The sequence below is a fragment of the Kolteria novifilia genome, assembly GCA_007748055.1.
Classification (GTDB): domain Bacteria; phylum Planctomycetota; class Planctomycetia; order Kolteriales; family Kolteriaceae; genus Kolteria; species Kolteria novifilia.
This window is the reverse complement of sequence record CP036279.1, coordinates 3915891-3935530: the sequence shown is the minus strand read 5'-3', so window position 1 is coordinate 3935530 and position 19640 is coordinate 3915891. Positions and strand designations below refer to the sequence as shown.

Sequence of the window (19640 nt, the reverse complement as noted above, 5' to 3'; positions counted from 1 at the left end):
GCTCCACCGGCATGTCACTTGTTTCGAATGAACGCCGCGAAGCCATCCTCCTCGGCGTCGGGCTCGCGATCGACTCGCGAGCGGCTGGCGGGCGTGAGCCCGAGTTCCTTGGCTGCCTTGAGACAGCGTTCCCACGCCTTGTTGCAAGCCCCGACGGCGGGATGCTGGATCACGTTGCCCTTGTCGGTCTCGGTGGTGATCCCCTCGTCCTCAATGACCTCCTTGGCTTCGATCCAGTCGGCGTAGGCTTGGCAGTAGAGGGCGAGAATCCCTTGGTCGCCTAGCGTCAAGACGTTGTCGTTCGCGAGGATCTCGACGACGCGGTCCCATTCGATGACGGCGACCTCGTGAACGATCCACTTGGGACGGGTCGGGATCCCGCGTTTGAGTTTGAGGGACTGGTCGTCGCGGTCCTTGCGGTTGGTCCCTCGCAAGCGCTTGGTGGCGTCGGACGTTTTCTTCGGTCCGCGTGCTCCCATCAAGCCGCCTTTCGGGCGGCGGTGGCCGCTGCCAGACGGAGTCGATCGGCGGCGACTTGGTACCAATGCGGATCCATCTCGATTCCGACCCATTGCCGATCCTTCGCCTCGGCGGCGAGGGGGCCAGTCCCCGAGCCGACGAACGGATCGAGGAGCACACCTCCTTGGGGAACGATCGTGACGAGACGCTTGAGGAGCTCCGTCGGCTTGCCGGCGACATGACACTTCTCCCTCGTGTCGACGCGTTGACGAAGAACGCCGGGCCAGGGGCCTTCCCCTGGTCGACGTCGGCACGATCCTTTCGTTCCCCAAACGACGAACTCCGCTTGATGACGGAAGTAGCCGGTGTGCGGGCTACGGGCCGCTTCGGTCTTGTCCCAGGAGAGGATTCCTCTCCAAATCCAGCCGGCCGCTTGCATGGCGTTGGTGAGGGTAGGAAGTTGACGCCAGTCCACAAAGCAAAGGACATAGCCCATCGGACGAGTGATCCGCCAGCATTCGGAGAGCCACAGCGAACACCAGTATCCCCAGCTTCGTTGATCGCGGGTCTCGCCCATGAAGCTGGCGTAACGCCCGGTGGAGGAGTGGCAGTACTTCTTCGAGGGGTCCGCGAGTCGTTCGTTGTGTGTTCTTCCTCCAGAGCAATAGGGCGGGTCGGCGATCGTCGCGTCAAACGATTCATCATCGAATGTTGGGAGCACCTTGAGGACGTCTCCGTGGTGGAGCACGCCGTTTCCAACCTGAAACATCAAGCAACCTTTCGTCCGGGCGTTGCGTGGCGGGTGACGGTGAAGGATCCGGTGACCGAACCGCGCTTCGAGCTCGGTTCGGCGCGGGTCAGGAGTTCGACGACTTGGGCCGCTTCCTTCATGAACTCGGGATCGGTGTCGACCGTGGTCGCCTCGTGTTTGGCGTCGGCGAGCTCCTGGGCGAAGGCGTTGCGCTGCTTGCGGGACATCCGGGCGAGCAGGAGGGCGGCGACGGTCTTGGCGTCGGGGGCCTTGTTGGTGACTCCGGAGGTGTTGAAGCCGACGGTGAGCTCGCCGGTGATCCGCGCGCGAAAGTCGACGGGATAGACGCCCGGCTTGAGGTCGTCGCGTGTTTTCTTCGTGAGATGCTCGCCGGCGACCTTGGTCGCGAAGGCTTCGAAGATCTCGAGTGCTTCGGGCATGGGTCTATTCTCCTCTCGCGGTTCGTTTGGAGTGACAGCTTCGGCACAGTCCGACGACGTTCGTCGGATCCAATCGACGGCTCCAGTCGTCCTTGAGCTTGACGACGTGGTGGAGTTGGTCGGCTTCCTTCAATCGGCCGGCGGCCTCGCAGTCGATGCAGAGCGGCTGCCGGGCGAGGAACCACTTGCGGAAGCGTCGCCAGCGCTTCGACTGGTAGAAGCGTTGGAACGCTTGGTCGGTGCGTTCGCGCTGGTACCGGCGGCGACGTTCGGTCTCGGGGTCGCCCTGATCAGGGGCGAGACTTGGTGGACGATAGGTCGGAATTCGTCGGGGCATCGTCGGCCGTCTCGCTTGCAAAGAAGATTCACCACAGAGGTCGCGGAGGACGCGGAGGGTTAGCCCATGAGTTCCGCGCGCACGGCGCAGTCCTTGGCCTCGAGCAATTTGCGGAGGGCGACGGCGTGTTCCTCGTTCGGTGGCAACGTCAAGGCGAGGTGATCGACGAGTTCCTTGAACGGCCGACTGACCTCTTGAAGATGCGGCGGTAGGTGGTCGTAGGCGAAGAACTCCGTGATGGGGTCGACGGGCAACGGCGTCTTCGTGAGATCTCTGGATTTTCTGCTCATGGCATTCTCTCCGTGCTCTCTGTGCCCTCTGTGGTTCACTTCTTCTTGTCCTTGCGTGGCCGACCCCCCTTAATCCCCCCCTTGGACAAGGGGGGACATCATTCGGGAACCGTCATCTTGCCGTTGACCAGCGGGACGAGTTCGCCGTCGAAGTCGGCGTCGATCGTGAAGGGCCAAATGCCCTCGCGGAGCGTGGCGGTCTCTTCGGACGAGAGTTCGACGCGGACCTTCTTGTTCGCGCCGGTGGGGGTGACGACGGTCGCGGTCGCGGTGAGGGTTTTGGTCCCTTTCTCGGCGCGGAAGGTCGCGGTGGCGTCGGAAAGGTCGGGCCAGGTGGCGGCGTCGCTGGTCTGCCAATCGAAGGCCCTCCCCAGGGCGGCGTCATAGGAGGCGCCGATCTCGACGGTGATGTCGCCGCTCTCGGTTTGTGGGCTGATGACGTTGATGGTCGCGGTACCGATCTTGCCGAGGGCATGGCCGGCGGAGCCTTGCGGGTAGGAGCCGGGGACCGGGTTGGCGAAGGGATCGCCCAGGGAGCCGGCGTTGTAGATTCGTTCGCCGATGGTCTCTTCCTCGTTGTAGTCCTCGGCGGTCGCTCCTAGGACTGCGTCGACGACGTCTTCGGGGAGCGACGCGACAGCGCTGGCGAGAGCGTCGACGCCAGCGGCGATTCCGGAGACGTCGGCCGTGGTCCAGGAACCGGAGCCGTGGGCAGTGGTCAGGGCGGTGTTGACGGCGGCGGCGATGGTGTCGGCGGTGGGGGGAGCGGTCTGGAGCGAATAGCCCGTCTTGTCGTTGTTGCTCCCGACGGTGACGGTCTCGCCGTCGAGCGTCGCGTGGACGTCCCCCGAGCTGAAGGCGATCTGATCGGTTTTCGTCTTGATCGCGCCGACGTTGGTCCCGATCGCGGTGATCGCGGTGTCGATTCCGGAGAGGTCGGCCGTGGTCCAGGAGCCGCTGCCGTGGGAAGCCGTCAGCGTGGTGTTGACGGCGGTGGCGATGGCGTCGGTAGTGGGCGGTGGCGTTTCGAGGGAATAGCCCGCCTTGTCGTTGTTGGTGCCGACGGTGACGGTCTCGCCGTCGAGCGTCGCGTGGATGTCGCCGGCGGCGATGGTGAGCTGATCGGTTTTCGTCTTGATCGCGCCGACGTTGCCGGCGAGGTCCTCGATCGCGGCGCCGAGCGTGAGGGGGGAGAGGAGGGTCGTCCCGTCCCAGTGCTGGGGGGTCGCGATGGTCCAGGCGTCGGTCGAGGCGGGGTCTTCGCCTTCCTGTTCAAAGAGGACGGCGAGGTACGTGGCGTCGGCCGGGATCTCGGGAGGCCAGGTGAGCGCATAGACGCCGCTGCCCGCGACGGTCTCGGCGAGCTCGAGGACGTAGTCCTCCCAATCGCCGGCGTCGAAGTCGACGAGGGATGAGCCGTCCCACACTTGTCCCGCTTGGGTGAGGACGAAGACGTAGAGCGTTTGTCCGGTGGTCGTGTAGTGACTGAGCGTCGCCATTTACTCTTCGGCCTCGGCCTGCGGGTCTCTGGTTTCGGCGCGGTCGTCGAGATCGATTCCTTGTTTCGCGAGGCGGTGCAGCCAGCGCGCCTCGTCCTGATCGATGAGGAAGCGGACGCGGGCGTTGGCTCGTTGGAGGAGGGTCTCGCCCTCGGGGGGATCGTGGGTCGCGCGGCCCGCGAGGGCGGCGATCTTCTGGTTGATCTGCGCCTGCGTGCCCCGGAATTGAATCGCGTACTCGGCATCGATGATTTCTTCGGGCATGAGATCCTCACGGGGTCAGTCGGCGGGAATGGTGTGGGTGCGAATCGTTCCCGAGTTGTCGCGAGTTTTGAACACGAGGTCGCTGCCGGACATGTAGGGGGCGAGCATGTCGTCGAAGGTCATGTCGGTGCCATTGGACGGTTCCGCGTTGTGGAGTCGCTGCATCGCGACGCCGTTGGTCTTGGCGATGATGAGGTCGTAGCTGTTGACGTAGAGGTAGAGATTACCGCCGACTGACTGGAGTTGCGTGCCGCCATTGGGACGAACGGAGAGAATGCCAGTGTGGGGCGTCTGGGCGACGTTGCTAACGACGTACTGCGTGTCGGTGGTGATCGTGCCATCAACGGACAACTCGTCTTGGACGTTGACGTTGCCGAGGCGAAAGGTCACCCCGTCGTCGGCAATCTGCATTTGTCCTTTGGCGTTGCCACCTAGGACGCCGGTGATTCGGTATCGGTTGGGATTGGTCGCGTGGAGTCCGGAGAAAGCGATGATCGATAGGAAGTCGCCGAGACTGTCGCTGTTTGGGCGAAGGATGAGGTTGCAGGAGTTCGCCACACCCTGATCACCATCCAGGTAGAGATACGTGGCGGGGGCACGGAGAGTAACGATGCCGCTGACGGTGACGTCGTCGGTAGTGATGATGGAGGTGAACGAGGCCGCCGCCGGAACCTCCGCGCCGATCGCGGTGTTCTCGATCGTGCCGCCCCGGATGCGGACGTTCGCCCAGTTGATCAGTTGCCCGAACCAGCTCATGCGGAGCGCTTTCTGTTGGTCTCGATCGCGGCGGCGCGCCGGCGAATGGTGGAGAGGTTGAGGTCGCGGATCGGGACGTACTCGTCGCCGTTCCAAGCCTCGAGCCAAAACCAGGCGATGTTGGCGAGATCGGCTCGGGAGTACTCGGCCAGCGCTTCGGGTAGGTGGCGGCGGCACGCGGCTTCGGAGCGGCCGAAGCAGACGAGGAAGAGCTGACCGAGTTGTCCCGGGCAGTCTCGGGTCGGCCGTTCGGCGTACCATTGGCCCATCACGCGGAAACGCTGCGCGAGCGAGGAGTCCGGAGAGAGTGGAGAGGAGAGCTTGGTCACCAGGGAACCCTCACTCGATCGGGACGAGGACTCGTTGCATTTCGCAGCCGTGCGGCGTGCAGATCTTGCGGAGCTCGACGCGGTAACGCTGCGGACGGGGCGGAGAAGGTTGAACCACAGAGGCCCCAGAGGGCGCAGAGGGAAGATGGAGACGAGTCGGTTCGTCGGCTTTCCCCGTCGTTTCCAAGGCGGAGTTCTCCGGCTCCGCGGTCTCTGTGTCCTCTGTGGTTGGTTTCTTCGTCTTCGTCACCGTCGGCGTGCAGGCGTCGCCGGCGAGGACGTCGAAGCAGTGGGGGCGGCAGACGACGCGACGCGTGAGGACGGGACGCCGACAGCACGGACCGGCGAGGACGTCGAAGTCGAGGTCGGCGCCGAGGATGCCGGCGACCAGGACGATGAGGTGAGCGTTCATGGGGAGCCCTCCGGGCTAGAGAGTTGCGGGTGGAGAGGAGACGGATGACGCTCCTACTCGCTCGACAAAAGGACGTCGAAGTCGAGGTCCTGCGATTTGAAGCCCTCGAACTGGGAAAAGGCGAACGAGTCGCCTTGCCCGACCATGCGATCGACGACGTTGGCTCCGATCCAGAAGCCGCCGGGCGGAGCGCCGTCGGGTGACTCCCCGTGGGCATCGGGCCCCCACGAGTTGAGGCAGTAGACCGCCCCCTTGCCGCCGCCGGCGAAGCGGGGCACGTCGGCCGTGTCGTCGATGCCGACGAAGCACATTTGGTGGGCCCAGTTTCCCTTGGGAATGCCCCACAACTTGCCGTCTTCGACTTGCCCCTTCATGCGGAAGCCGACATCGCTGGCGACCGTCACGGGGTAGCCGTTGGCGAGGGCGTCGCGGACTTGGTCGTAGGTCGTGACGCGCGCGAAGGTCTTGACGATCTGCGCCCGGGCGAGCTGCTGGAACTGGTCGGGGGGTCCGTCGCAGCCCCACGCGCGGGCGATCTTGGCGGAGTACTCGGGGCATCCTTCCGCGTCGGCCGCGAGGACGCCGTACTGTTGGAGTGCCTTGGCGGCCCAGACGCCGACGGCGCCGTCCTGGTTGCAGGGGATGCGTCCGCCACCGACGTAGGCGCGGGCGGAGCCGTAGATGTAGGGAGCGAAGGCGAGGCGCAGTTCCTCGTGTTCCCCGAGTCGGACGATCTCCATGGCGGCGAGGTAGTTGACCGCGTTGGCCGCTCCCTGCGAGACGCAGTCGCCGACGAGCTGGGTGGCGGTCGGGATGTGCTCGCCGTTGAGCTGCTTGGCGAAGTCCCAGAGGTGGACGATCGCGCCGCGGCTGTCCTCGTGTCCCTCGATCGCGAATTTAGGGAGCGTCGGCGCGAGTTCGGCGTAGGCCTTCTCGGCCGCGTCGGGGCCGGCCCAACCCATGAGTTCGACCGGCGGTTCGTTGTTGTTCTCAAAGTCAGGGATGAGGTCGGGTTGATAGTACGCGACGGCCGAGAGGATCGCGGCGGCGATCGAGAGGACGAAGGCGGTTTTCGGGCGGGCCTTGATAGCGGCGATCCAGGCCTTGAAGGTCGAGAGGTCCATGAGGCGGTTCCGTTTCGAGAGGTCGAGGGTCGGTCACTGACGGACGGTTCTTCCGTAGGTCAGGCCATTGCCTGACATCCGGCTTAGGGGCAAGCGCCGCCGAGTTTGTTGCGCTGAGAGCGAGAGGTCGCTTCGTCGTTGGTCGCGGGCACTGGTCGAGGGGCCGGTTTGCGTGGTCGCAAGTCGGGCTTGGGTGCCCAGATCTCGTCGACGACGGGTTCGAAGGGAATCGGTTTGACGATCTCGTCGTCGCAGCCGCAATCCTCCTCTGTTTCCTCCGCGACCTCCGTGGTTTCGTTCCTCGTCTTGAGCTCGACGATCCTGGTCGCGAGGTCCAACTTGATCGGCACCTGAAGCTGGATTTGGAACATCGACGCGACGATCGAGCCGATCGCGACGCCGGCGGCGAGCCAGCCGCTCTTTTGCGTGTTGGTGAAATCGGGATTGCTCACGGTGTTGACTCCGATGGTTTGGTGGCGTGGCGCAAGCCACGATTCCGAGCGTGGCGCCCTATTGACGCCCCTTCATCAAGCCGCCGGCGATGGCGGTCCACGCGGTGCGAAAGTCCTCGAGGAGCTCGAGCCGACCATCGGCGTGCAGCTGCTTGAGGCGTGCCACGAAGCGGTTGGTCCAGGTCTCCCAATCGGTGCCGTAGCCGGCGGTGACGCCCCGTTTGTCGTTGCCGGTCTCGGTCATGAGCTGCTGGGCGTCGTCGATCGTGCAGCCGGTGCAGGCGGCTTTGACGAAAAAGACGTAGGCGAGCAGGGTGGCTCGATCGCGGGCGTCGGGCGGTAGCTCGGCGGTCCAGGCGGCGACGTCGCTGCGGAGCTCGTCCGCCCAAGCGGGGAGGTCTCGATCGGGGGCCGGGGCGTGGTCATCGGGGTCCGGCCCGGGAGCCGGGTTGTCGGGCTCCGGAGTGGGCGGCTTGTCGTCCGGGACGACGATCTCGATGCGCGAGACGTCAGTGGTGACGATCTTCCCTTCGCCCACGGTCCCGGCGGCGATGAGTAAGACGGTGAACTTGCCCGGATGGGGTGGCATGAAGAACACCATCTTTTGCCCTTGGTTTCCGAATTCGTGGACCTTGGCGTCGGGGATCACTTCCCAGCGGAAGCTATCGCCGGTCGAGCCGACGGCATCGAGGACCATCAAGGCGTCGACTTGGGGCTTTCCAAGCGTCTGAAAGGTCGCCTTGGGCTCATCGGCAATGGCGAGGCTCGCGATCGCGAGGAGTGAGAGGAGGACGCCGAGGGCGAGCATCAAGCGGGCGTCTTTCTGGAGTTGCGTTCGCTCCGTGGGCATCGTGGTCTCCTTAGGCGGCCTTGGTCTTGAGCGAGTTGACGGTCGCGGGGTCGTGGGGGTCGAGGAGGGCCGCGCGAGTGCGGGCGAGATAGGCGGCGAGGCAACGAGCCGGTCCTGGGGTGAGGAGGAGGGATTCGTAGCGGGTGCCGGAGGGACGAAGGATATCGTCGAGCATCCGGGCGGCGAACTGATCGTCTTTGCCGGGCCGGTAGTGGGGATCGGGGAGGCGGGAGCCGAAGACGTGGCGGAGCAGGAACCCCTCGACGACCCACGAGGCCCACGCGAATTTGGCCGGCTCGGCGTCGATGGCGCCGGCCTTGAAGAGCTTGGCGCACGTCTCGAGCTCGGTGTGGGGGAACTGCGGAAAGTCGTTCTGTTCGGGCATCGACCCCTCGACCGTCAGTGTCAATTAGCTGACGGGGAGGTTAGCAGGTCGGGGGCGAAAAACGGGGCGCGATCAAATGATCGCGGGCGATCAAACGGGGGTCGGTCGGAGGAAGGATTTCATCACGGAGATCGCGGAGGGGAAGCGGTCAAGAGTGGTTCCCCGGAAACGAGATGGTCGACCGACAACTCCGCGTGTCGCTCGATCGCCTCAAGGAGCTTGCGGCGGTGACAACGGGTCAAGTCGGGACAGTAGCAGAGGAGACAAGTCGACCGGGTCTCGGCCAGGGCGATCACCGTCGCGAGGTCGGTTTGCGGTTCGTCGCGGCGGAGATGCTGGGCGACGCCGTCGAAGAAGCGGTGATAGTCCTTGGTCTCGCGTAGGGCGTGACGCAGCTCGCGCGGCGATCCGAGACTGCGAAAATGTTCGTAGGCGATGCCGGCGGAACGAAGTTGGTCACGCAGCGCGTTCTTGGAGAAGCCGCGTTTGCGACTGATCGGAATTTCGCGGATGTCGACGACGGTCTCGATGCCGGCGACGGTCAGCGTCGTGAGGAGGTCCTCGACGGTCGAGCCGCCGTATCCGATGGTCGATAGCTGAATGGTCAACGTGATCTACCTCCGTGGTCTCTGTGACCTCTGTGGTTCATTTCTTCTTCAGGTCCGCCCAAAAGAGAAGTTGGATCCACTTACCGTCGTCGTGGGCCGGGGGACGTCGTCGGCGTCGTGTGGTCTTCGTCTCGACGGTGAGGCGAAGTGATTCGGGGACGGCGAACCAACAGCGTTCCTCGTAGACGCCGGCGTCGATCAAGGTGACGGTCGCGCCGAGTCGCGTGGCGATGGCCTCTGCGGTGGCGTAGCCGGCGAAGGTCCGCAGATCGTGGGGATCGGTCGACCACGCCCAATCGGCCTTGCGGCTCGTGTCGGGCGGAAGCGGGCCGTCGACGAGGTGGTCGAGGGCCTTGGGGCGCGTCACGAGGTAGAGGACGTTAGCCATCGGTCGACGTCCATCCCTTGGGTCCGCGTCTCATTCCCCAAGCGACGTACGCACCCTGGAACCAGGCGGTACGGAACTCGTCGGTTTCGTAGGGACAGTCGGCGGGTTGCGGCTTGGGACCGATCTCGCCGAAGGCCTTGCCGCGTGCTCGGGCTTGGTCGATGTCCTCCACGGACTGTTGGAACGGGGACAAGCCAACGAGAGTAATCGGAACGCACGGGCTGAGGCGACGGATTCGGTCGGCGAAGTGGTTCTTGGTCGCTTGGAGGGATGCTTCGAGGAATGCGTTGGAGAGCTCTTGGGCCTCGACGGGGGCGAGTTTCATGGAAAGACGAACACGACCGTGGCGTGGTATCAAGCGGATCCAGTCGTCGGAGAGCTCGATGCTGAAGACCACGTCGCGTTCGGCGGTTTGGATGCCGAGCAGGACTTCGCCGTCGTTGTTGATGTCGAACGTGGGCATGGGTTACTCCGTTGGGTCGGCGAGGAGTTCAAGGCCGCGATCGAGCATCGCGCCCATGGCGGCGTAGGCGTGATCGCAGATCACGTTGCTGAATCGCAACGACTCCTCGGGGGTGAGTTGGGAGAGGATGACAACGGGGCCGCGTTTGTCGACGATCCGGCGGACGAGCTCGTCGGGGAACTCGACCGTGAGCGTGACGCCGTATTTCTCGGTGGCGATCTCGATCTCGAGCTCCGAGTTGGGGAGCTTGATCGTCGTCATGGGGAAACCCCTTTCTTCGGTGGTTTGGCGTACCTCGCAACGAAGGCATGAACGGCGAGGTCGATCTCTTCTGTTGGTCTCGTCGTTATTGGTTAGCTCGAGGACGTGGGGCATGGGGTCTTCTCCATTTCGTTGGGACGATTTACCACAGAGGTCGCGGAGGTCACGGAGACCCCCTCTAACTCCCCCTTGGACAAGGGGGAGCAATTGGTTTGTCCCGTGGACAAGAGGGAGCAATTCTTGTCGGATCATCCGGCCGATCCTCCGCCGCGATCGGCGAGGGGCCGAGCTAGGAGTTCTTTCTCCAGCGTCTCGATCGCGACTTGGCTTGCCGGGCCGTCGAGGTTGAGGCCTGGGGGCGAGGGGCCGAGCTGCGCCCTCGCTTGGCGAAGCCGACGCTCTTGTTCCTCGGGGGGGAGACGTTGCCACGCTTGGCGGGCTTCGTGCCGCCGTCGATCGGCGGCGAGCGTCGCTTGGTCGCGCTGCTCGGCGTCGTGGCGTTTCCGCGCATCGGCCGCGGCGGCCGCCTTGGCGGCGACGAGGTCGGGGAGGAGGTCGGCAAACTGGTGATGGGCCGGCTTGGGGTTGTTGCGCCAATTCGGCGGGCGAACTCGCGGAAGGAAGGTCCGCAGGTCGTCGCAGGTGAGGCCGGCCTCCTGGGCCAGCTTGGCGTTCGCGACGTGGTGGGACGACTTGGTCGGCTGGCAAAGGTCGGCGACGGTGGCGACGAGCTCGCGGGGCGGATTCTCGGCGATCGACGAAGGCGCGTGTGTGTCGTCGTCCGCATGGACGACGCGCAGCCCCCTTTCACACACACTTTCTAAAAGAGCTTTCTCTTCTCTATAAGAGCGCGGTGCACGAGGGGAATCACCGTGATGCACGTCGTGCATCACCGTGGTGCACGAGGGGAAATGCTGTGGTGCACGAGGGGAATCACCGTGGTGCACGGCGTGCGCTGCGCCCGTTGGCTCAGTCTCTTGCTCCTCGGTGGCGAAGAGTGGTAGCTCGGCCGGCTCGAGGAGCTCGTATTGGTGGGGTTGGTTCGGAAGCTTGGGCTTGATGACGCGGATCAATCCTCGATCGACGAGCTCGGCCTTCGCCTTGAGGGCTCGGCGCGGCGAGCAGTTGGCCCCGCTGGCTAATTCCGTGGTGTTGAGTCGACATCGATTCCCGACGCGGAAGTTTGCCCGGTCGTGGATGCAGAGGTAGAGATAGAGCGCGTATTGATCGAGCCCCCACTGGTAGATTTCTCGCGTCGTGATGACGCGGCCGCGTTCCTTGGCCATGCTAGTTCCTTAGCGTGAGCTCTCGTTGAACGGTCTCTTCGGCGTCGTTGATGTCCTGGAGGACGCCGGCGAAGTAGAGGTCGCCGTCGGCGGCGAGGACGTAACACGAGAGCCGCTTCGTCTTGCCGGAGGCGTAGACGACGTAGGTCGCGCAGACTTGCATGCCGGCCGAGGGGAGCATCTTCGGGTCGAGGCGTTTCCCGTCCATCGGGCCGCCGCGCATCGTCGGGACATGGGGCAGCGGCGGCGTGTGGGACCAGCCGAGCAGGTGATAGACGCTCAGTTTGAGGGAGCGGGCCAGATCGAGAAGCCCTTTGCTTGGTGACATTGGCTAGGTCCTTTCCTTGGCGGCCTCGGCGATCGTCTCCCAATCCCCCTCGTTGCTCCCGGGTGGCGCCGAGCCGGCGTAGGTGAAGAGAGTGGGGCTGCTGCGGTAGTAGATCGCCCATGCGGCGAGGCGTTGTTCGCCTTCGTCGACGATGGGGTGGGCGAGGTAGATGACGTCGGGCCCGGCGTGGTAGTCCGACAGGCCGTCGAACGGACCGCCAAGGAGGGTGTTTGTGTTGGAGGTGGTCACGGCGTTTCTCCTTCAAGCCCCTCTCCTCGAGGAGAGGGGTTGGGGCGAGGTGGATCGGGTGGACCCTCTCCGTTGGGCGCGGGGTAGGGCGACAGATGCTTGCCCGTATCGGGCGGAAACCCGACAGCGTCAACGAGGCCCCAGATTTGCCCCTCAAGTCGGGCGATCGCGATCGCGAGCCGATGTTTTTTGTGCTTGTTCGTTTGGTCCGCGACGAACTCCCTTATGCAGTCGGTCACGACCGACGCTCGATGTTCGACTTCGTCGGCGGTGGCGATGAGCCGGATTCCTCTTGCTTGCGACTGGTAGTCGCGTAGCTTCGCTGTCTTGCTCACGGATCAACCCCTCTAAGAAAGCCTTTCGGATCCCCCTCACCCGGCTTGCTCACGCAAGCCACCCTCTCCCCAGTGGAGAGGGTTGTTCTCTGTGTCCTCTGTGTCCTCTGTGGTTCCTTCCTCCCCCTCAAACTGAGCCAGCAACGACTCGACGAAGGCGGCGACGCCATCGGGGTCGTCGGGATGCGTTTCGAGGTAGAGCCCAAGAACGAGCTCGCCGACGGCGCGTAGGCCTAGCTCGAGTTCGGCGTGCTGACGATGGGCGTCGCGGACGCGGGCGAGCGCCTTCGCCAAGCTAGCCCTGGTCCGGGTGTCGGCCGGGGGTGGCGATCGAGGTTCGGGGAGTTCGGCGAGCTTGGTTTCGAGGCGATCGATTCGCTCGATGATTCGCTCGAGGTTGGGACTCGGTCGCGGGGCCGGCGTCGGCCGAGGGGGGCGATCGAGACGATCGGGGAGAATGGCGAGCTGACGCTCGGCGGCGCCGAGACGGCAGTCGAGTTGTTGTTCGAGGCGTTGCAGCCTCTCGGAATGGCTGGCGACTGACTCGCCGAGAAGCTTGAGCGACCCGGTTTCGTTCCACAACTTCTTGCCACCCCGGAGGAGGTATTCGCGGAGATCGCGAAAGGTGATCTCGGCCAGGGGCGTGTTGTCGCGCCATCCCTTGGCGTGTTCGTGCATTGGGAAGTCCTAGTTGATGGTCGGAGCTGGATGATGGAATAGACGCTCGAGCCTCCCGACCAGCTGGTCGACGAAGTGAGGTAATCGCATTCTCGGATCGAGCCGCGTCCAACGCAGGGCGGCAACGAACGTGGCGTACTGGTCGGGGGAGAGAGGGACGCGGACGGTGCCCTGGCGATCGGCGTCTTCGGCGAGGGCGCGAATGGTCGGCCCGTCGGGTTGGGGCTGTTTATTGGCAAGGTCGATCGTCAGCCAACGGTCGATTTCGGCTTGGACGAGCTCCGATCGCAGGTGACGTCGCAAGTGGGCGATCAGGGCGTCGAGCTTGGCGAGGACGTCGGCGTTGCGGTGCCGGCGAGCCTGGAGATGGACGGAGAGGACGAGATTGATCGCGGTATAGAGGTGCGCCGCGTGGTCGTGCCAGACGGCGGTGGTCGCGGCCGAAGCGGTTCGTGTGGTCGGTGTCATGCTTGTGTCCTCCTTGTGTTTTCCCAACCGAGGGCGATCGCCTTCTTCATGGCGCTGCCCCCGATCGCGGCGGTGAGGGTATCGGCGACGTTGTCGAGTCGTTCGCGAGCGAAGTCTTCCATGTGCGGATGCCGATGAGCTACTTGGATCGCGGAAATGATGGTGTACGCGTGGATGTTCGAGATCGGAATCGTGGTGGGTCCGACGGCGTGGAGGGCCTCCGCGACCGCCTCTTGGTCCGCGTTGGAGGGGTCGCGCTGTTCCTGGATTGGCTTTTGCCCTTCGTCGATGAACGCTTGAATGGGGCCGTCGGGAAGGTGATGACGCAGCAGAAAAACGATTCCCGCGAATAGCTTCTTTTGAAAGAACGTGGCGTCCGGGTGATGCAGGACGGTCTGCAACGCGCCGATGATGAGGAAGACTTCGGCAGGGTGCACGGTCCATTCGATCGTTTGCCGACCGTCGAGCTCGCCTGCCATGGCTTCGGCTAGCTGTTCCTCGTCCGGGGTGAGTGCCATCGGGCTAGATCCTTTCGAGCTGGGGGTAGTGGTTGGTGTCGAAGTCGCGGACGAAGTCGTTGACGGCATCCGGAAGGACGATCTGCCAATACTCGACGCTGCTTGAGGAGGTTCGGACGACGGCCCAATCGCCGACGACGGTGACTTCGCGAAAGCCGAACCGAAACAGGAACCTCGCGATGGGACACGTATTCGCCGAGCAGTGATCCCCCGTGCATCCCGCGCGGAGAAGCGAGGCGGTGACATCGTCGGCCGTCGTGCCGAGACCACTAAGGGCCGCTTCGGCGAGACGGACAAGATCGGGACGTCGATCGGTGGAAGTGGTCACGTGTGGGTTCCTTTCTCGTCGATTCGCGACTCGCCTTGAGTCGCACCCCCCAACCCCCCGGTCCCCGGGGGGCTCTAGTTGGCCCGGTAGTTCACGTGCTCGACGAGCTTCGCGAGATTGCACGCGTCGGCGTGCCGGTAGTGCCGCTGCGTCCTCGGCGAATCGTGCCGCAAAATCGATTGGATCTGACCCCGCGACAGACCCCATAGAGACTCCGCGTGCGTCGCGCACGTGTGCCGCAAACGGAGAAGCGTCACGCCGGCGACGCCGGCCCGCTCGCCAAGCTGCTTGAGCCGGTCGCTCGCCCGATAGCCGTGCTTGGCGTTCTGCTGCGACCATGGCTTGTCCGCGGACTTGAGCCCAAACAAGAACGACCGGCCGTCGTTCACGCGGAGATGCTCGAGCAACACCTCGACCGCGATCGCGGGCAAGGGGACCGGAGCGACCGAGCCGGCGGTCTTGGTCCGGTGGTGGTCGTCGGCAACCCACAAGATCCGATGGTCGGGATCCAGATCGCCGACACGCAGGTGGAGAGCCTCTTCCGCGCGGAGACCGGTGTAGGCCACGACGTAGAGCAGGCACCGCAGCCGCGAGGCTTCCCAACGCTTCCGCTCGGTCGGCGCGGTTTGGAATTCGCGGTCGGCTTGGTCGAGCAGACGGATGACGTCGGCGTGGACCAAGTGCGAGACGGAAGGTTCCGATTCGCGCAGGAAGAACGAGCGGAGCTCGAAGGGGTTCGGCTCAAGCCAACCTTGGGCGGTGAAGAGGCCGCATTGCGTGCGTGCGAAGGCGAGAAGTGTGTTGACCGTCGAGTGGTCGCGGCGTTCCGCGAGCTGCTTGGCGAGCTTCGCGATCGCGGGGACGGTGAGCTTCCCCGGCGAGCTGGCGACCGACTCGAGGAGGCCGCGGACTTGGCGATGCTTTCGGAGCGTCGCGATCGCGGCCAGGGGCGGCGCGTAGATCGATTCGATCAGATCGAAGGCCTCGTCCCAGGAGCCTCGAGGCGAGTAACCAAGACGCCAGGAGCGACCATGGTCGGAGCCGGACGGGGCGTGATTTTTACCCTTCGTCTTTTGGCAACGAAGGGTAATTCGATCAAAACGGCGACGGCGGCGCATACCTTCGACCCTCCATGTTCCCGCACAAGGGTTTCGATGAGCTCGTTGGCTCGAGCCGGAGTCGACGGCCGTCGGGCGTCCCCGAATGACTGCCTACCGGATGTCAGGCTTGCTTGCTCCAAAGCACCGGCGAGAGAGCGGCCATTGCTGCAACGCCCACTTCCGCAACCAGGGATTTGCGGTCGGCCGAGGGTCTTTTGGGTGACTGTTCGGCCGAAACGTGGTGCAGCATTATTTTTTCTTGTCCCTGTCGCTCTCTCACCGAGGCTTTGAAAACAATCGCAAGGAGGGCGGGGTCGAAGCGGTGAGAGGAGAAGCCTTTCCTCCAAAACCATCGCCAACGCAGCGATGCCGGCCCGCCCCCCATGCGAGGGTTTTCGCTAGGCCCCCTGTCGTTGCTGTTGGTTATTCGGCTGGACGATCAGGCGAAGGCTGAGGACCGTGAGGCTCTTAAGACAACGGACCTCCTTCTCCTCGTCTCCGTCAGCGACGGCTTCTTTCCATCCCTCCATGCAGGCGATGAAATGAGCGACGTCGTCGGCGCCGTAGATCTGTGGCGACGGCTTGCGGTCGGCGAACTCACGGGCGAGCTGCTCGAGCGAATCGAACCCGACCTCGCGGATGAGCGATAGAAGCCCCTGGGTTGCCATCGGGAGTACTCCTCGAAAGCCGTTGACGATCTCCTCGCGCATGATCGCGACCTCGGGCGGCGCGGTGAAGCCGAGCCGGACCTTGTCGCCGCGAATCTCCGCGACGGTGACGTCGATCCGGTGATCGTGCGAGAAACAGAGGACCGACTCGTGGTGTCGGCGCGATAGAACGAGCATCCTTGCCTCCTTGGTGACAATCCGTGAAAGATGCGGCCGGCCTAGTCGCCTGGGATGCCCACTAGGCCGGCCATCAAGGGCGCCATTTCCCTAACGCCCTTGAATCAATGTGATCGAAAGACCGTTGGCTTGGCCGATCCTCTTGATCGGCCAAGACCAACCCTCGACGCAGGGACGACGATCGCGGCCCGCCATGGCCGGCTTGCGTCCCCCCCCTCCAGGATCGCCGAGCCATGACCGCAGGAGCATGGCGCTCCTGCTCTCGGCCCGCGGTCGCGCCAAAGACCCCGTCGGCGATCGTGGTTCGTTGAAAAAGCTGCGTGTAGAAAACAGAGCCCCCGGCCGGCGACTGGCGGCGCCATCTGGCCGGGGGCTGCGGAACGTGCATCAAGAGGTCGGGGTCGGGGGCGACTGACCAGGCCTCGGGAGTCGATCGACGACCGGAGAGCGACCGAGTTGCCGACGATCGATGTAGTGTTTGAGCGTGATCGATCGCCGCGAATGACCGAGATCGAGCGTCGCACTTCCGGGAGCGACCATCTCGCCGAGCGTTGCCCGCGTGCGTCTTAATCGCTGGAAGTGACCGGCGCTCGCGTCGAGATCCGCCGCTTCGACGATGTCGCGAAAGGCCCGATTGAGCCACGTCCAGGTTGTGCGGCGATAGCGGTCGTGGGGCCAAGGGAAGAGAAACTCGCGGTCGTCGGTTCCCATGGCGGCGATTGCCTCGGCGGTCTGCGAGCTGAAACCGTGCGTCTCCTCGCGGCGGTTCTTTTGGAGCTCCGCTGGGATCGTGACCGATCGCGATTCGAGATCGACGTCGACGGGCGAGAGGTTGAGCGTCGCCTGCTTGCGAATCCCCGTGTCGAAGACGAAGAGCACCAGTGCCGGCCAGAAGCTCCGAGCGGTGACCGACCCGATGTCGCCTTCCACTTGTCGACAGGCGTCGAGCAGTCGAGAGACTTCTTCGGCGGTCCAGGCTCGCGGGCTGCGATCGTACTCGGCCAAGGGTTCGAAACGAGGCTTCGACGCGATCAGCTTGCGCTTTCTGGCGAACCGCCACAGCGCCCGCAAGTGACGCAAGGTCTTGTTCGCGGTTGCCGTCGAGCGACCGCGATCGAGCATCCATTGGGCCAGGCGAGCGACCGCATGATCGCTCAAGTCGTCCAGCGTCGCCGGTCGACCGAGAAAAGCAGAGAAGTTGCTGATCGCGACTTCGTATTGTTCGACCGTTCGCCAGGAACGGCCGGTCAGCCGCAAGGGCTGATAGTGCTGAGTGAAGAACGTGTGCATCGGCGGGACTCCGAGCTTGGCGACCCCCGCCGCGGCTTCTGGTGATCGCGTCCGATGCGATCGTTTCGGGTGGTCGCTGGTTCATGGCGGCTTCCGTGGCCTTTCCATTTACGGCAAGTGTGCCGATTCCAGCGACAGCGCAACCGAAGCGCTGAACCGAAAGGTTCATTCCCGCGCCGATGGAATCATCACGAAACGAAGAACTCACCCGCAGACATGGGTCATCAACAGGGGATGCTCACGTCCAGGGGTGAGGAAGAATCTATCCATATAAGGATAGGCCGTCAACGCGAATCTCTTTCACTTTTGCTCGGTGGGTGACTAGCCACTGAAGAACTGGGCGATGGCGGCGAGGGCAAGCAAGCCGCCGAACGATATCGCGAAGAGGATCAGGCACGACAGTCCGCAACCCATCGAGCTGGCGAAAGTCTTGTTGAATTCGTGCTCGAGGTACTTCAGTGATTGCGGTGTGTCGGGCTCTTCGAAGAAGCCGTCGGCTTCCTCGGCAGGGTTGGGGGCATTGAAGGAGTGGTGACACTTGGGGCAGCGGATTCGCTTTCCCGGAAGGCTACGACCGGAGTGGCCGCAGTCAGGACAGGTGACGTCGATACGTTCGGTCATTGGTACCTCGCGACGGTACCCGCAGCGTGGATATGGCTAGGGGAACGGCGTGGACGGTCAACTGGCTTGGGCGAGAGGAGCGACGCATAGATCCTCGATCGAGAGGCTAACGGCCTCAGCGATGCGTAGCGCGGCGAAAAGGGAGGGGCTTTGGTTGCCTCGAATGTACTCGGAGATCTGCGGCTGTTTGACGTTGGCTCGCCGTGCCAGCTCGGACTGACTGAGGCTGAGTTCTTCCATTCGCGCGCGGAGGTTGGCGGCGAAGTTCCGGCGGCCTTTGATTTCGTCGATCACAATGGGCCTCACTTAGCGGCGGGCGAGTGCTGGAGTCGCGCCGAGCATTTCCTCGATCGTGACATCGAATTCCCTCGCGAGACGCTGGACGACGAAGACGCTTGGGCTGCACTTCCTGCCGAGGTATCGGGAGATCTGATTCTGGGTGATCCCTGTGCGCCGGGAAAGCTCGGATTGGGTAAGTGCATGCTCTTTCATGCACGCTTCTAGTTGGGTGGCGAAGAGTTCGCGGCCGGCCAGTTCGTCGTCGTCGATCACGTCGTTCATGCCTCCCATTGTACGAACTGCTTCAACCTGAAAAGCGGATGCTGACTTCGTCCATGCGATGGGGTTCGTAGTGGTTGATCATCTCCTCCAAGTCGCGGATGTTCTGTCCGAACCGCCGTTCCGACAGGAGGTCGTCGACACTGACGCCGAGCGCATCGGCAATTCGATAGCCATCAGCGACAGAAGGGAGCCCCTGGGCGTGGAGAAAACGGGTTAGGCGTTCGCGGGAAATGCCAGTTGCGGCTTCGAGGCGTTCGACATCGAGTTGGACATCGCAGTCCAGGATCCCGCAGCGCATGTTGACTGCAAGGATGTGAGCGAGAACGATGTCGTCGAGGAGGTCATGGGCGACGAAGTTGCGAAGGGTCGGACTTCTGCTGTACTTGGTGCCCTCAAGGAGAGAACGGCGTGCCGACTCGATTGGGTCAAGCAAGTCGGCCGCGCTCAGTCGCATCGAGTCGGCGATCTTGCCCAACTGGTGAACCGTTGGACTTTCCTCCCAGCCATGAGACGCAGCAAGACGCTCGAGCTTCTCGATCGACATCAGTGCGTGATGAGCAACAAATTGGGTCGAGACCTTCCAAAGCCTGCAAAAGGAATTGAGGTTGGCCGTGAGCATTAGGAGGGGAGAGTGTCGCTGAGGAGGGATGCCCCGTCGGAAGCCGTTCAGCCCATTGCCGTTCTTTCGCCGGAATAGGGAGGTATCCATCACCTACTCCCGTTTGCTGTGTCAAAGGAAGTTGGCCGGCGTCCGGCGCCGCCTCTTTCGCCGTTCCAGAAAGGAACGACAAGCGAGGATGACGGGACTCGAACCCGCAACCTCTGGATCGACAGTCCAGTGCTCTAACCGATTGAGCTACATCCCCAATTGGGAAGAAACTATGTATGCAAGAAAGGGAGGGTCTGTTCAACCTCTCGAGACGGAATTTCTTGAGGTTGCGTCGTAAGTCGATGGAGGTAGACAA

33 protein-coding genes and 1 tRNA gene are annotated in these 19640 nt (G+C 63.7%); all 34 read right to left on the bottom strand.

Annotation, left to right across the window (positions count from 1 at the left end):
• Positions 1 to 14: 14 nt before the first annotated feature.
• Complete coding sequence (locus Pan216_RS14400) at positions 15 to 479, bottom strand: phage terminase small subunit P27 family (RefSeq protein WP_419192521.1); 465 nt, start codon at positions 477 to 479, stop codon at positions 15 to 17.
• Positions 479 to 1228: a DNA-methyltransferase gene (locus Pan216_RS14395; RefSeq protein WP_419192520.1), complete on the bottom strand. Its 750-nt coding sequence runs from the start codon at positions 1226 to 1228 to the stop codon at positions 479 to 481. Before Pan216_RS14395 ends, Pan216_RS14400 begins: the two co-directional genes overlap by 1 nt.
• Positions 1228 to 1650, bottom strand: a complete 423-nt coding sequence (locus tag Pan216_RS14390) for a hypothetical protein (protein WP_145258702.1) — start codon at positions 1648 to 1650, stop codon at positions 1228 to 1230. Before Pan216_RS14390 ends, Pan216_RS14395 begins: the two co-directional genes overlap by 1 nt.
• Before the next feature lie 4 nt (positions 1651 to 1654).
• Entirely contained in the window at positions 1655 to 1987 is a 333-nt protein-coding gene (locus Pan216_RS14385) for an HNH endonuclease signature motif containing protein (RefSeq protein ID WP_145258700.1), read from the bottom strand.
• Between the two features lie 59 nt (positions 1988 to 2046).
• Positions 2047 to 2277, bottom strand: a complete 231-nt coding sequence (locus Pan216_RS14380) for a hypothetical protein (RefSeq protein ID WP_145258698.1) — start codon at positions 2275 to 2277, stop codon at positions 2047 to 2049.
• A 98-nt stretch (positions 2278 to 2375) separates the two neighbouring features.
• Positions 2376 to 3776, bottom strand: a complete 1401-nt coding sequence (locus Pan216_RS14375; protein WP_145258697.1) for a hypothetical protein — start codon at positions 3774 to 3776, stop codon at positions 2376 to 2378.
• Positions 3777 to 4040, bottom strand: coding sequence for a hypothetical protein (locus tag Pan216_RS14370; RefSeq protein ID WP_145258695.1), 264 nt, complete (start codon positions 4038 to 4040; stop codon positions 3777 to 3779).
• Positions 4041 to 4055: 15 nt separating this feature from the next.
• Positions 4056 to 4796: a hypothetical protein gene (locus Pan216_RS14365; protein WP_145258693.1), complete on the bottom strand. Its 741-nt coding sequence runs from the start codon at positions 4794 to 4796 to the stop codon at positions 4056 to 4058.
• Positions 4793 to 5125: a hypothetical protein gene (locus Pan216_RS14360; RefSeq protein ID WP_145258691.1), complete on the bottom strand. Its 333-nt coding sequence runs from the start codon at positions 5123 to 5125 to the stop codon at positions 4793 to 4795. The genes Pan216_RS14365 and Pan216_RS14360 overlap by 4 nt, the downstream gene beginning before the upstream one ends.
• Before the next feature lie 10 nt (positions 5126 to 5135).
• A complete protein-coding gene (locus Pan216_RS14355) occupies positions 5136 to 5537 on the bottom strand; it encodes a hypothetical protein (protein WP_145258689.1) in 402 nt (133 codons plus the stop codon).
• A gap of 53 nt (positions 5538 to 5590) precedes the next feature.
• Positions 5591 to 6661: a C1 family peptidase gene (locus Pan216_RS14350; RefSeq protein WP_145258687.1), complete on the bottom strand. Its 1071-nt coding sequence runs from the start codon at positions 6659 to 6661 to the stop codon at positions 5591 to 5593.
• Positions 6662 to 6744: 83 nt separating this feature from the next.
• Complete coding sequence (locus Pan216_RS14345; protein ID WP_145258685.1) at positions 6745 to 7113, bottom strand: hypothetical protein; 369 nt, start codon at positions 7111 to 7113, stop codon at positions 6745 to 6747.
• A 58-nt stretch (positions 7114 to 7171) separates the two neighbouring features.
• On the bottom strand, positions 7172 to 7963 hold the full coding sequence (locus tag Pan216_RS14340) for a hypothetical protein (protein ID WP_145258683.1): 792 nt from the start codon (positions 7961 to 7963) through the stop codon (positions 7172 to 7174).
• Between the two features lie 10 nt (positions 7964 to 7973).
• Entirely contained in the window at positions 7974 to 8348 is a 375-nt protein-coding gene (locus Pan216_RS14335; RefSeq protein WP_145258681.1) for a hypothetical protein, read from the bottom strand.
• A gap of 122 nt (positions 8349 to 8470) precedes the next feature.
• Positions 8471 to 8956 (bottom strand): DUF488 domain-containing protein, encoded by a 486-nt coding sequence (locus Pan216_RS14330; RefSeq protein ID WP_419192519.1) that lies wholly within the window; start codon positions 8954 to 8956, stop codon positions 8471 to 8473.
• A gap of 37 nt (positions 8957 to 8993) precedes the next feature.
• Entirely contained in the window at positions 8994 to 9344 is a 351-nt protein-coding gene (locus tag Pan216_RS14325) for a hypothetical protein (protein WP_145258677.1), read from the bottom strand.
• Complete coding sequence (locus Pan216_RS14320) at positions 9337 to 9807, bottom strand: hypothetical protein (protein WP_145258675.1); 471 nt, start codon at positions 9805 to 9807, stop codon at positions 9337 to 9339. Before Pan216_RS14320 ends, Pan216_RS14325 begins: the two co-directional genes overlap by 8 nt.
• A gap of 3 nt (positions 9808 to 9810) precedes the next feature.
• Positions 9811 to 10068, bottom strand: a complete 258-nt coding sequence (locus Pan216_RS14315) for a hypothetical protein (RefSeq protein ID WP_145258673.1) — start codon at positions 10066 to 10068, stop codon at positions 9811 to 9813.
• A 248-nt stretch (positions 10069 to 10316) separates the two neighbouring features.
• Positions 10317 to 11354, bottom strand: coding sequence for a hypothetical protein (locus Pan216_RS14310; protein WP_145258670.1), 1038 nt, complete (start codon positions 11352 to 11354; stop codon positions 10317 to 10319).
• A 1-nt stretch (position 11355) separates the two neighbouring features.
• Positions 11356 to 11682 (bottom strand): hypothetical protein, encoded by a 327-nt coding sequence (locus tag Pan216_RS14305; RefSeq protein WP_145258668.1) that lies wholly within the window; start codon positions 11680 to 11682, stop codon positions 11356 to 11358.
• A 3-nt stretch (positions 11683 to 11685) separates the two neighbouring features.
• Positions 11686 to 11931: a hypothetical protein gene (locus Pan216_RS14300; protein WP_145258666.1), complete on the bottom strand. Its 246-nt coding sequence runs from the start codon at positions 11929 to 11931 to the stop codon at positions 11686 to 11688.
• On the bottom strand, positions 11928 to 12266 hold the full coding sequence (locus Pan216_RS14295) for a hypothetical protein (protein ID WP_145258664.1): 339 nt from the start codon (positions 12264 to 12266) through the stop codon (positions 11928 to 11930). Before Pan216_RS14295 ends, Pan216_RS14300 begins: the two co-directional genes overlap by 4 nt.
• Positions 12267 to 12302: 36 nt before the next feature.
• On the bottom strand, positions 12303 to 12944 hold the full coding sequence (locus Pan216_RS14290) for a hypothetical protein (protein WP_145258662.1): 642 nt from the start codon (positions 12942 to 12944) through the stop codon (positions 12303 to 12305).
• A 9-nt stretch (positions 12945 to 12953) separates the two neighbouring features.
• Complete coding sequence (locus Pan216_RS28365; protein ID WP_419192518.1) at positions 12954 to 13412, bottom strand: hypothetical protein; 459 nt, start codon at positions 13410 to 13412, stop codon at positions 12954 to 12956.
• Positions 13409 to 13930 carry a hypothetical protein gene (locus Pan216_RS14280; protein WP_145258660.1) on the bottom strand — a complete coding sequence of 174 codons (522 nt, stop codon included), beginning with the start codon at positions 13928 to 13930 and terminating at the stop codon, positions 13409 to 13411. Before Pan216_RS14280 ends, Pan216_RS28365 begins: the two co-directional genes overlap by 4 nt.
• A 4-nt stretch (positions 13931 to 13934) precedes the next feature.
• Positions 13935 to 14258: a hypothetical protein gene (locus Pan216_RS14275; RefSeq protein WP_145258658.1), complete on the bottom strand. Its 324-nt coding sequence runs from the start codon at positions 14256 to 14258 to the stop codon at positions 13935 to 13937.
• A 74-nt stretch (positions 14259 to 14332) separates the two neighbouring features.
• Complete coding sequence (locus Pan216_RS14270) at positions 14333 to 15376, bottom strand: tyrosine-type recombinase/integrase (RefSeq protein WP_145258656.1); 1044 nt, start codon at positions 15374 to 15376, stop codon at positions 14333 to 14335.
• Between the two features lie 380 nt (positions 15377 to 15756).
• On the bottom strand, positions 15757 to 16203 hold the full coding sequence (locus tag Pan216_RS14265; RefSeq protein ID WP_145258654.1) for a carbon storage regulator: 447 nt from the start codon (positions 16201 to 16203) through the stop codon (positions 15757 to 15759).
• 387 nt (positions 16204 to 16590) lie between these two features.
• Positions 16591 to 17493, bottom strand: coding sequence for a tyrosine-type recombinase/integrase (locus Pan216_RS14260; protein WP_145258652.1), 903 nt, complete (start codon positions 17491 to 17493; stop codon positions 16591 to 16593).
• A gap of 321 nt (positions 17494 to 17814) precedes the next feature.
• Positions 17815 to 18114 carry a hypothetical protein gene (locus tag Pan216_RS14255; RefSeq protein ID WP_145258650.1) on the bottom strand — a complete coding sequence of 100 codons (300 nt, stop codon included), beginning with the start codon at positions 18112 to 18114 and terminating at the stop codon, positions 17815 to 17817.
• Positions 18115 to 18171: 57 nt separating this feature from the next.
• The gene (locus tag Pan216_RS14250) at positions 18172 to 18408 is read right to left on the bottom strand and encodes a helix-turn-helix domain-containing protein (RefSeq protein ID WP_419192517.1); all 237 of its coding nucleotides are present in this window, start codon (positions 18406 to 18408) and stop codon (positions 18172 to 18174) included.
• 12 nt (positions 18409 to 18420) lie between these two features.
• Positions 18421 to 18666, bottom strand: a complete 246-nt coding sequence (locus tag Pan216_RS14245) for a helix-turn-helix domain-containing protein (protein WP_419192516.1) — start codon at positions 18664 to 18666, stop codon at positions 18421 to 18423.
• A gap of 31 nt (positions 18667 to 18697) precedes the next feature.
• A complete protein-coding gene (locus Pan216_RS14240) occupies positions 18698 to 19384 on the bottom strand; it encodes a helix-turn-helix domain-containing protein (RefSeq protein WP_145258644.1) in 687 nt (228 codons plus the stop codon).
• Positions 19385 to 19467: 83 nt separating this feature from the next.
• Positions 19468 to 19541, bottom strand: a tRNA-Asp gene (locus Pan216_RS14235).
• Between the last annotated feature and the right edge of the window lie 99 nt (positions 19542 to 19640).

What these genes read in the sequence shown, in the direction of transcription:
- Pan216_RS14240 (WP_145258644.1), bottom strand. Translation starts at nt 19,384, where the DNA reads ATGGATACCTCCCTATTCCGGCGAAAGAACGGCAATGGGCTGAACGGC.
- Pan216_RS14385 (WP_145258700.1), bottom strand. Translation starts at nt 1,987, where the DNA reads ATGCCCCGACGAATTCCGACCTATCGTCCACCAAGTCTCGCCCCTGAT.
- Pan216_RS14265 (WP_145258654.1), bottom strand. Translation starts at nt 16,203, where the DNA reads ATGCTCGTTCTATCGCGCCGACACCACGAGTCGGTCCTCTGTTTCTCG.
- Pan216_RS14315 (WP_145258673.1), bottom strand. Translation starts at nt 10,068, where the DNA reads ATGACGACGATCAAGCTCCCCAACTCGGAGCTCGAGATCGAGATCGCC.
- Pan216_RS14335 (WP_145258681.1), bottom strand. Translation starts at nt 8,348, where the DNA reads ATGCCCGAACAGAACGACTTTCCGCAGTTCCCCCACACCGAGCTCGAG.
- Pan216_RS14270 (WP_145258656.1), bottom strand. Translation starts at nt 15,376, where the DNA reads ATGCGCCGCCGTCGCCGTTTTGATCGAATTACCCTTCGTTGCCAAAAG.
- Pan216_RS14375 (WP_145258697.1), bottom strand. Translation starts at nt 3,776, where the DNA reads ATGGCGACGCTCAGTCACTACACGACCACCGGACAAACGCTCTACGTC.
- Pan216_RS14380 (WP_145258698.1), bottom strand. Translation starts at nt 2,277, where the DNA reads ATGAGCAGAAAATCCAGAGATCTCACGAAGACGCCGTTGCCCGTCGAC.
- Pan216_RS14370 (WP_145258695.1), bottom strand. Translation starts at nt 4,040, where the DNA reads ATGCCCGAAGAAATCATCGATGCCGAGTACGCGATTCAATTCCGGGGC.
- Pan216_RS14255 (WP_145258650.1), bottom strand. Translation starts at nt 18,114, where the DNA reads ATGACCGAACGTATCGACGTCACCTGTCCTGACTGCGGCCACTCCGGT.
- Pan216_RS14305 (WP_145258668.1), bottom strand. Translation starts at nt 11,682, where the DNA reads ATGTCACCAAGCAAAGGGCTTCTCGATCTGGCCCGCTCCCTCAAACTG.
- Pan216_RS14290 (WP_145258662.1), bottom strand. Translation starts at nt 12,944, where the DNA reads ATGCACGAACACGCCAAGGGATGGCGCGACAACACGCCCCTGGCCGAG.
- Pan216_RS14350 (WP_145258687.1), bottom strand. Translation starts at nt 6,661, where the DNA reads ATGGACCTCTCGACCTTCAAGGCCTGGATCGCCGCTATCAAGGCCCGC.
- Pan216_RS14340 (WP_145258683.1), bottom strand. Translation starts at nt 7,963, where the DNA reads ATGCCCACGGAGCGAACGCAACTCCAGAAAGACGCCCGCTTGATGCTC.
- Pan216_RS14400 (WP_419192521.1), bottom strand. Translation starts at nt 479, where the DNA reads ATGGGAGCACGCGGACCGAAGAAAACGTCCGACGCCACCAAGCGCTTG.
- Pan216_RS14260 (WP_145258652.1), bottom strand. Translation starts at nt 17,493, where the DNA reads ATGCACACGTTCTTCACTCAGCACTATCAGCCCTTGCGGCTGACCGGC.
- Pan216_RS14325 (WP_145258677.1), bottom strand. Translation starts at nt 9,344, where the DNA reads ATGGCTAACGTCCTCTACCTCGTGACGCGCCCCAAGGCCCTCGACCAC.
- Pan216_RS14355 (WP_145258689.1), bottom strand. Translation starts at nt 5,537, where the DNA reads ATGAACGCTCACCTCATCGTCCTGGTCGCCGGCATCCTCGGCGCCGAC.
- Pan216_RS14310 (WP_145258670.1), bottom strand. Translation starts at nt 11,354, where the DNA reads ATGGCCAAGGAACGCGGCCGCGTCATCACGACGCGAGAAATCTACCAG.
- Pan216_RS14390 (WP_145258702.1), bottom strand. Translation starts at nt 1,650, where the DNA reads ATGCCCGAAGCACTCGAGATCTTCGAAGCCTTCGCGACCAAGGTCGCC.
- Pan216_RS14365 (WP_145258693.1), bottom strand. Translation starts at nt 4,796, where the DNA reads ATGAGCTGGTTCGGGCAACTGATCAACTGGGCGAACGTCCGCATCCGG.
- Pan216_RS14280 (WP_145258660.1), bottom strand. Translation starts at nt 13,930, where the DNA reads ATGGCACTCACCCCGGACGAGGAACAGCTAGCCGAAGCCATGGCAGGC.
- Pan216_RS14395 (WP_419192520.1), bottom strand. Translation starts at nt 1,228, where the DNA reads ATGTTTCAGGTTGGAAACGGCGTGCTCCACCACGGAGACGTCCTCAAG.
- Pan216_RS28365 (WP_419192518.1), bottom strand. Translation starts at nt 13,412, where the DNA reads ATGACACCGACCACACGAACCGCTTCGGCCGCGACCACCGCCGTCTGG.
- Pan216_RS14320 (WP_145258675.1), bottom strand. Translation starts at nt 9,807, where the DNA reads ATGCCCACGTTCGACATCAACAACGACGGCGAAGTCCTGCTCGGCATC.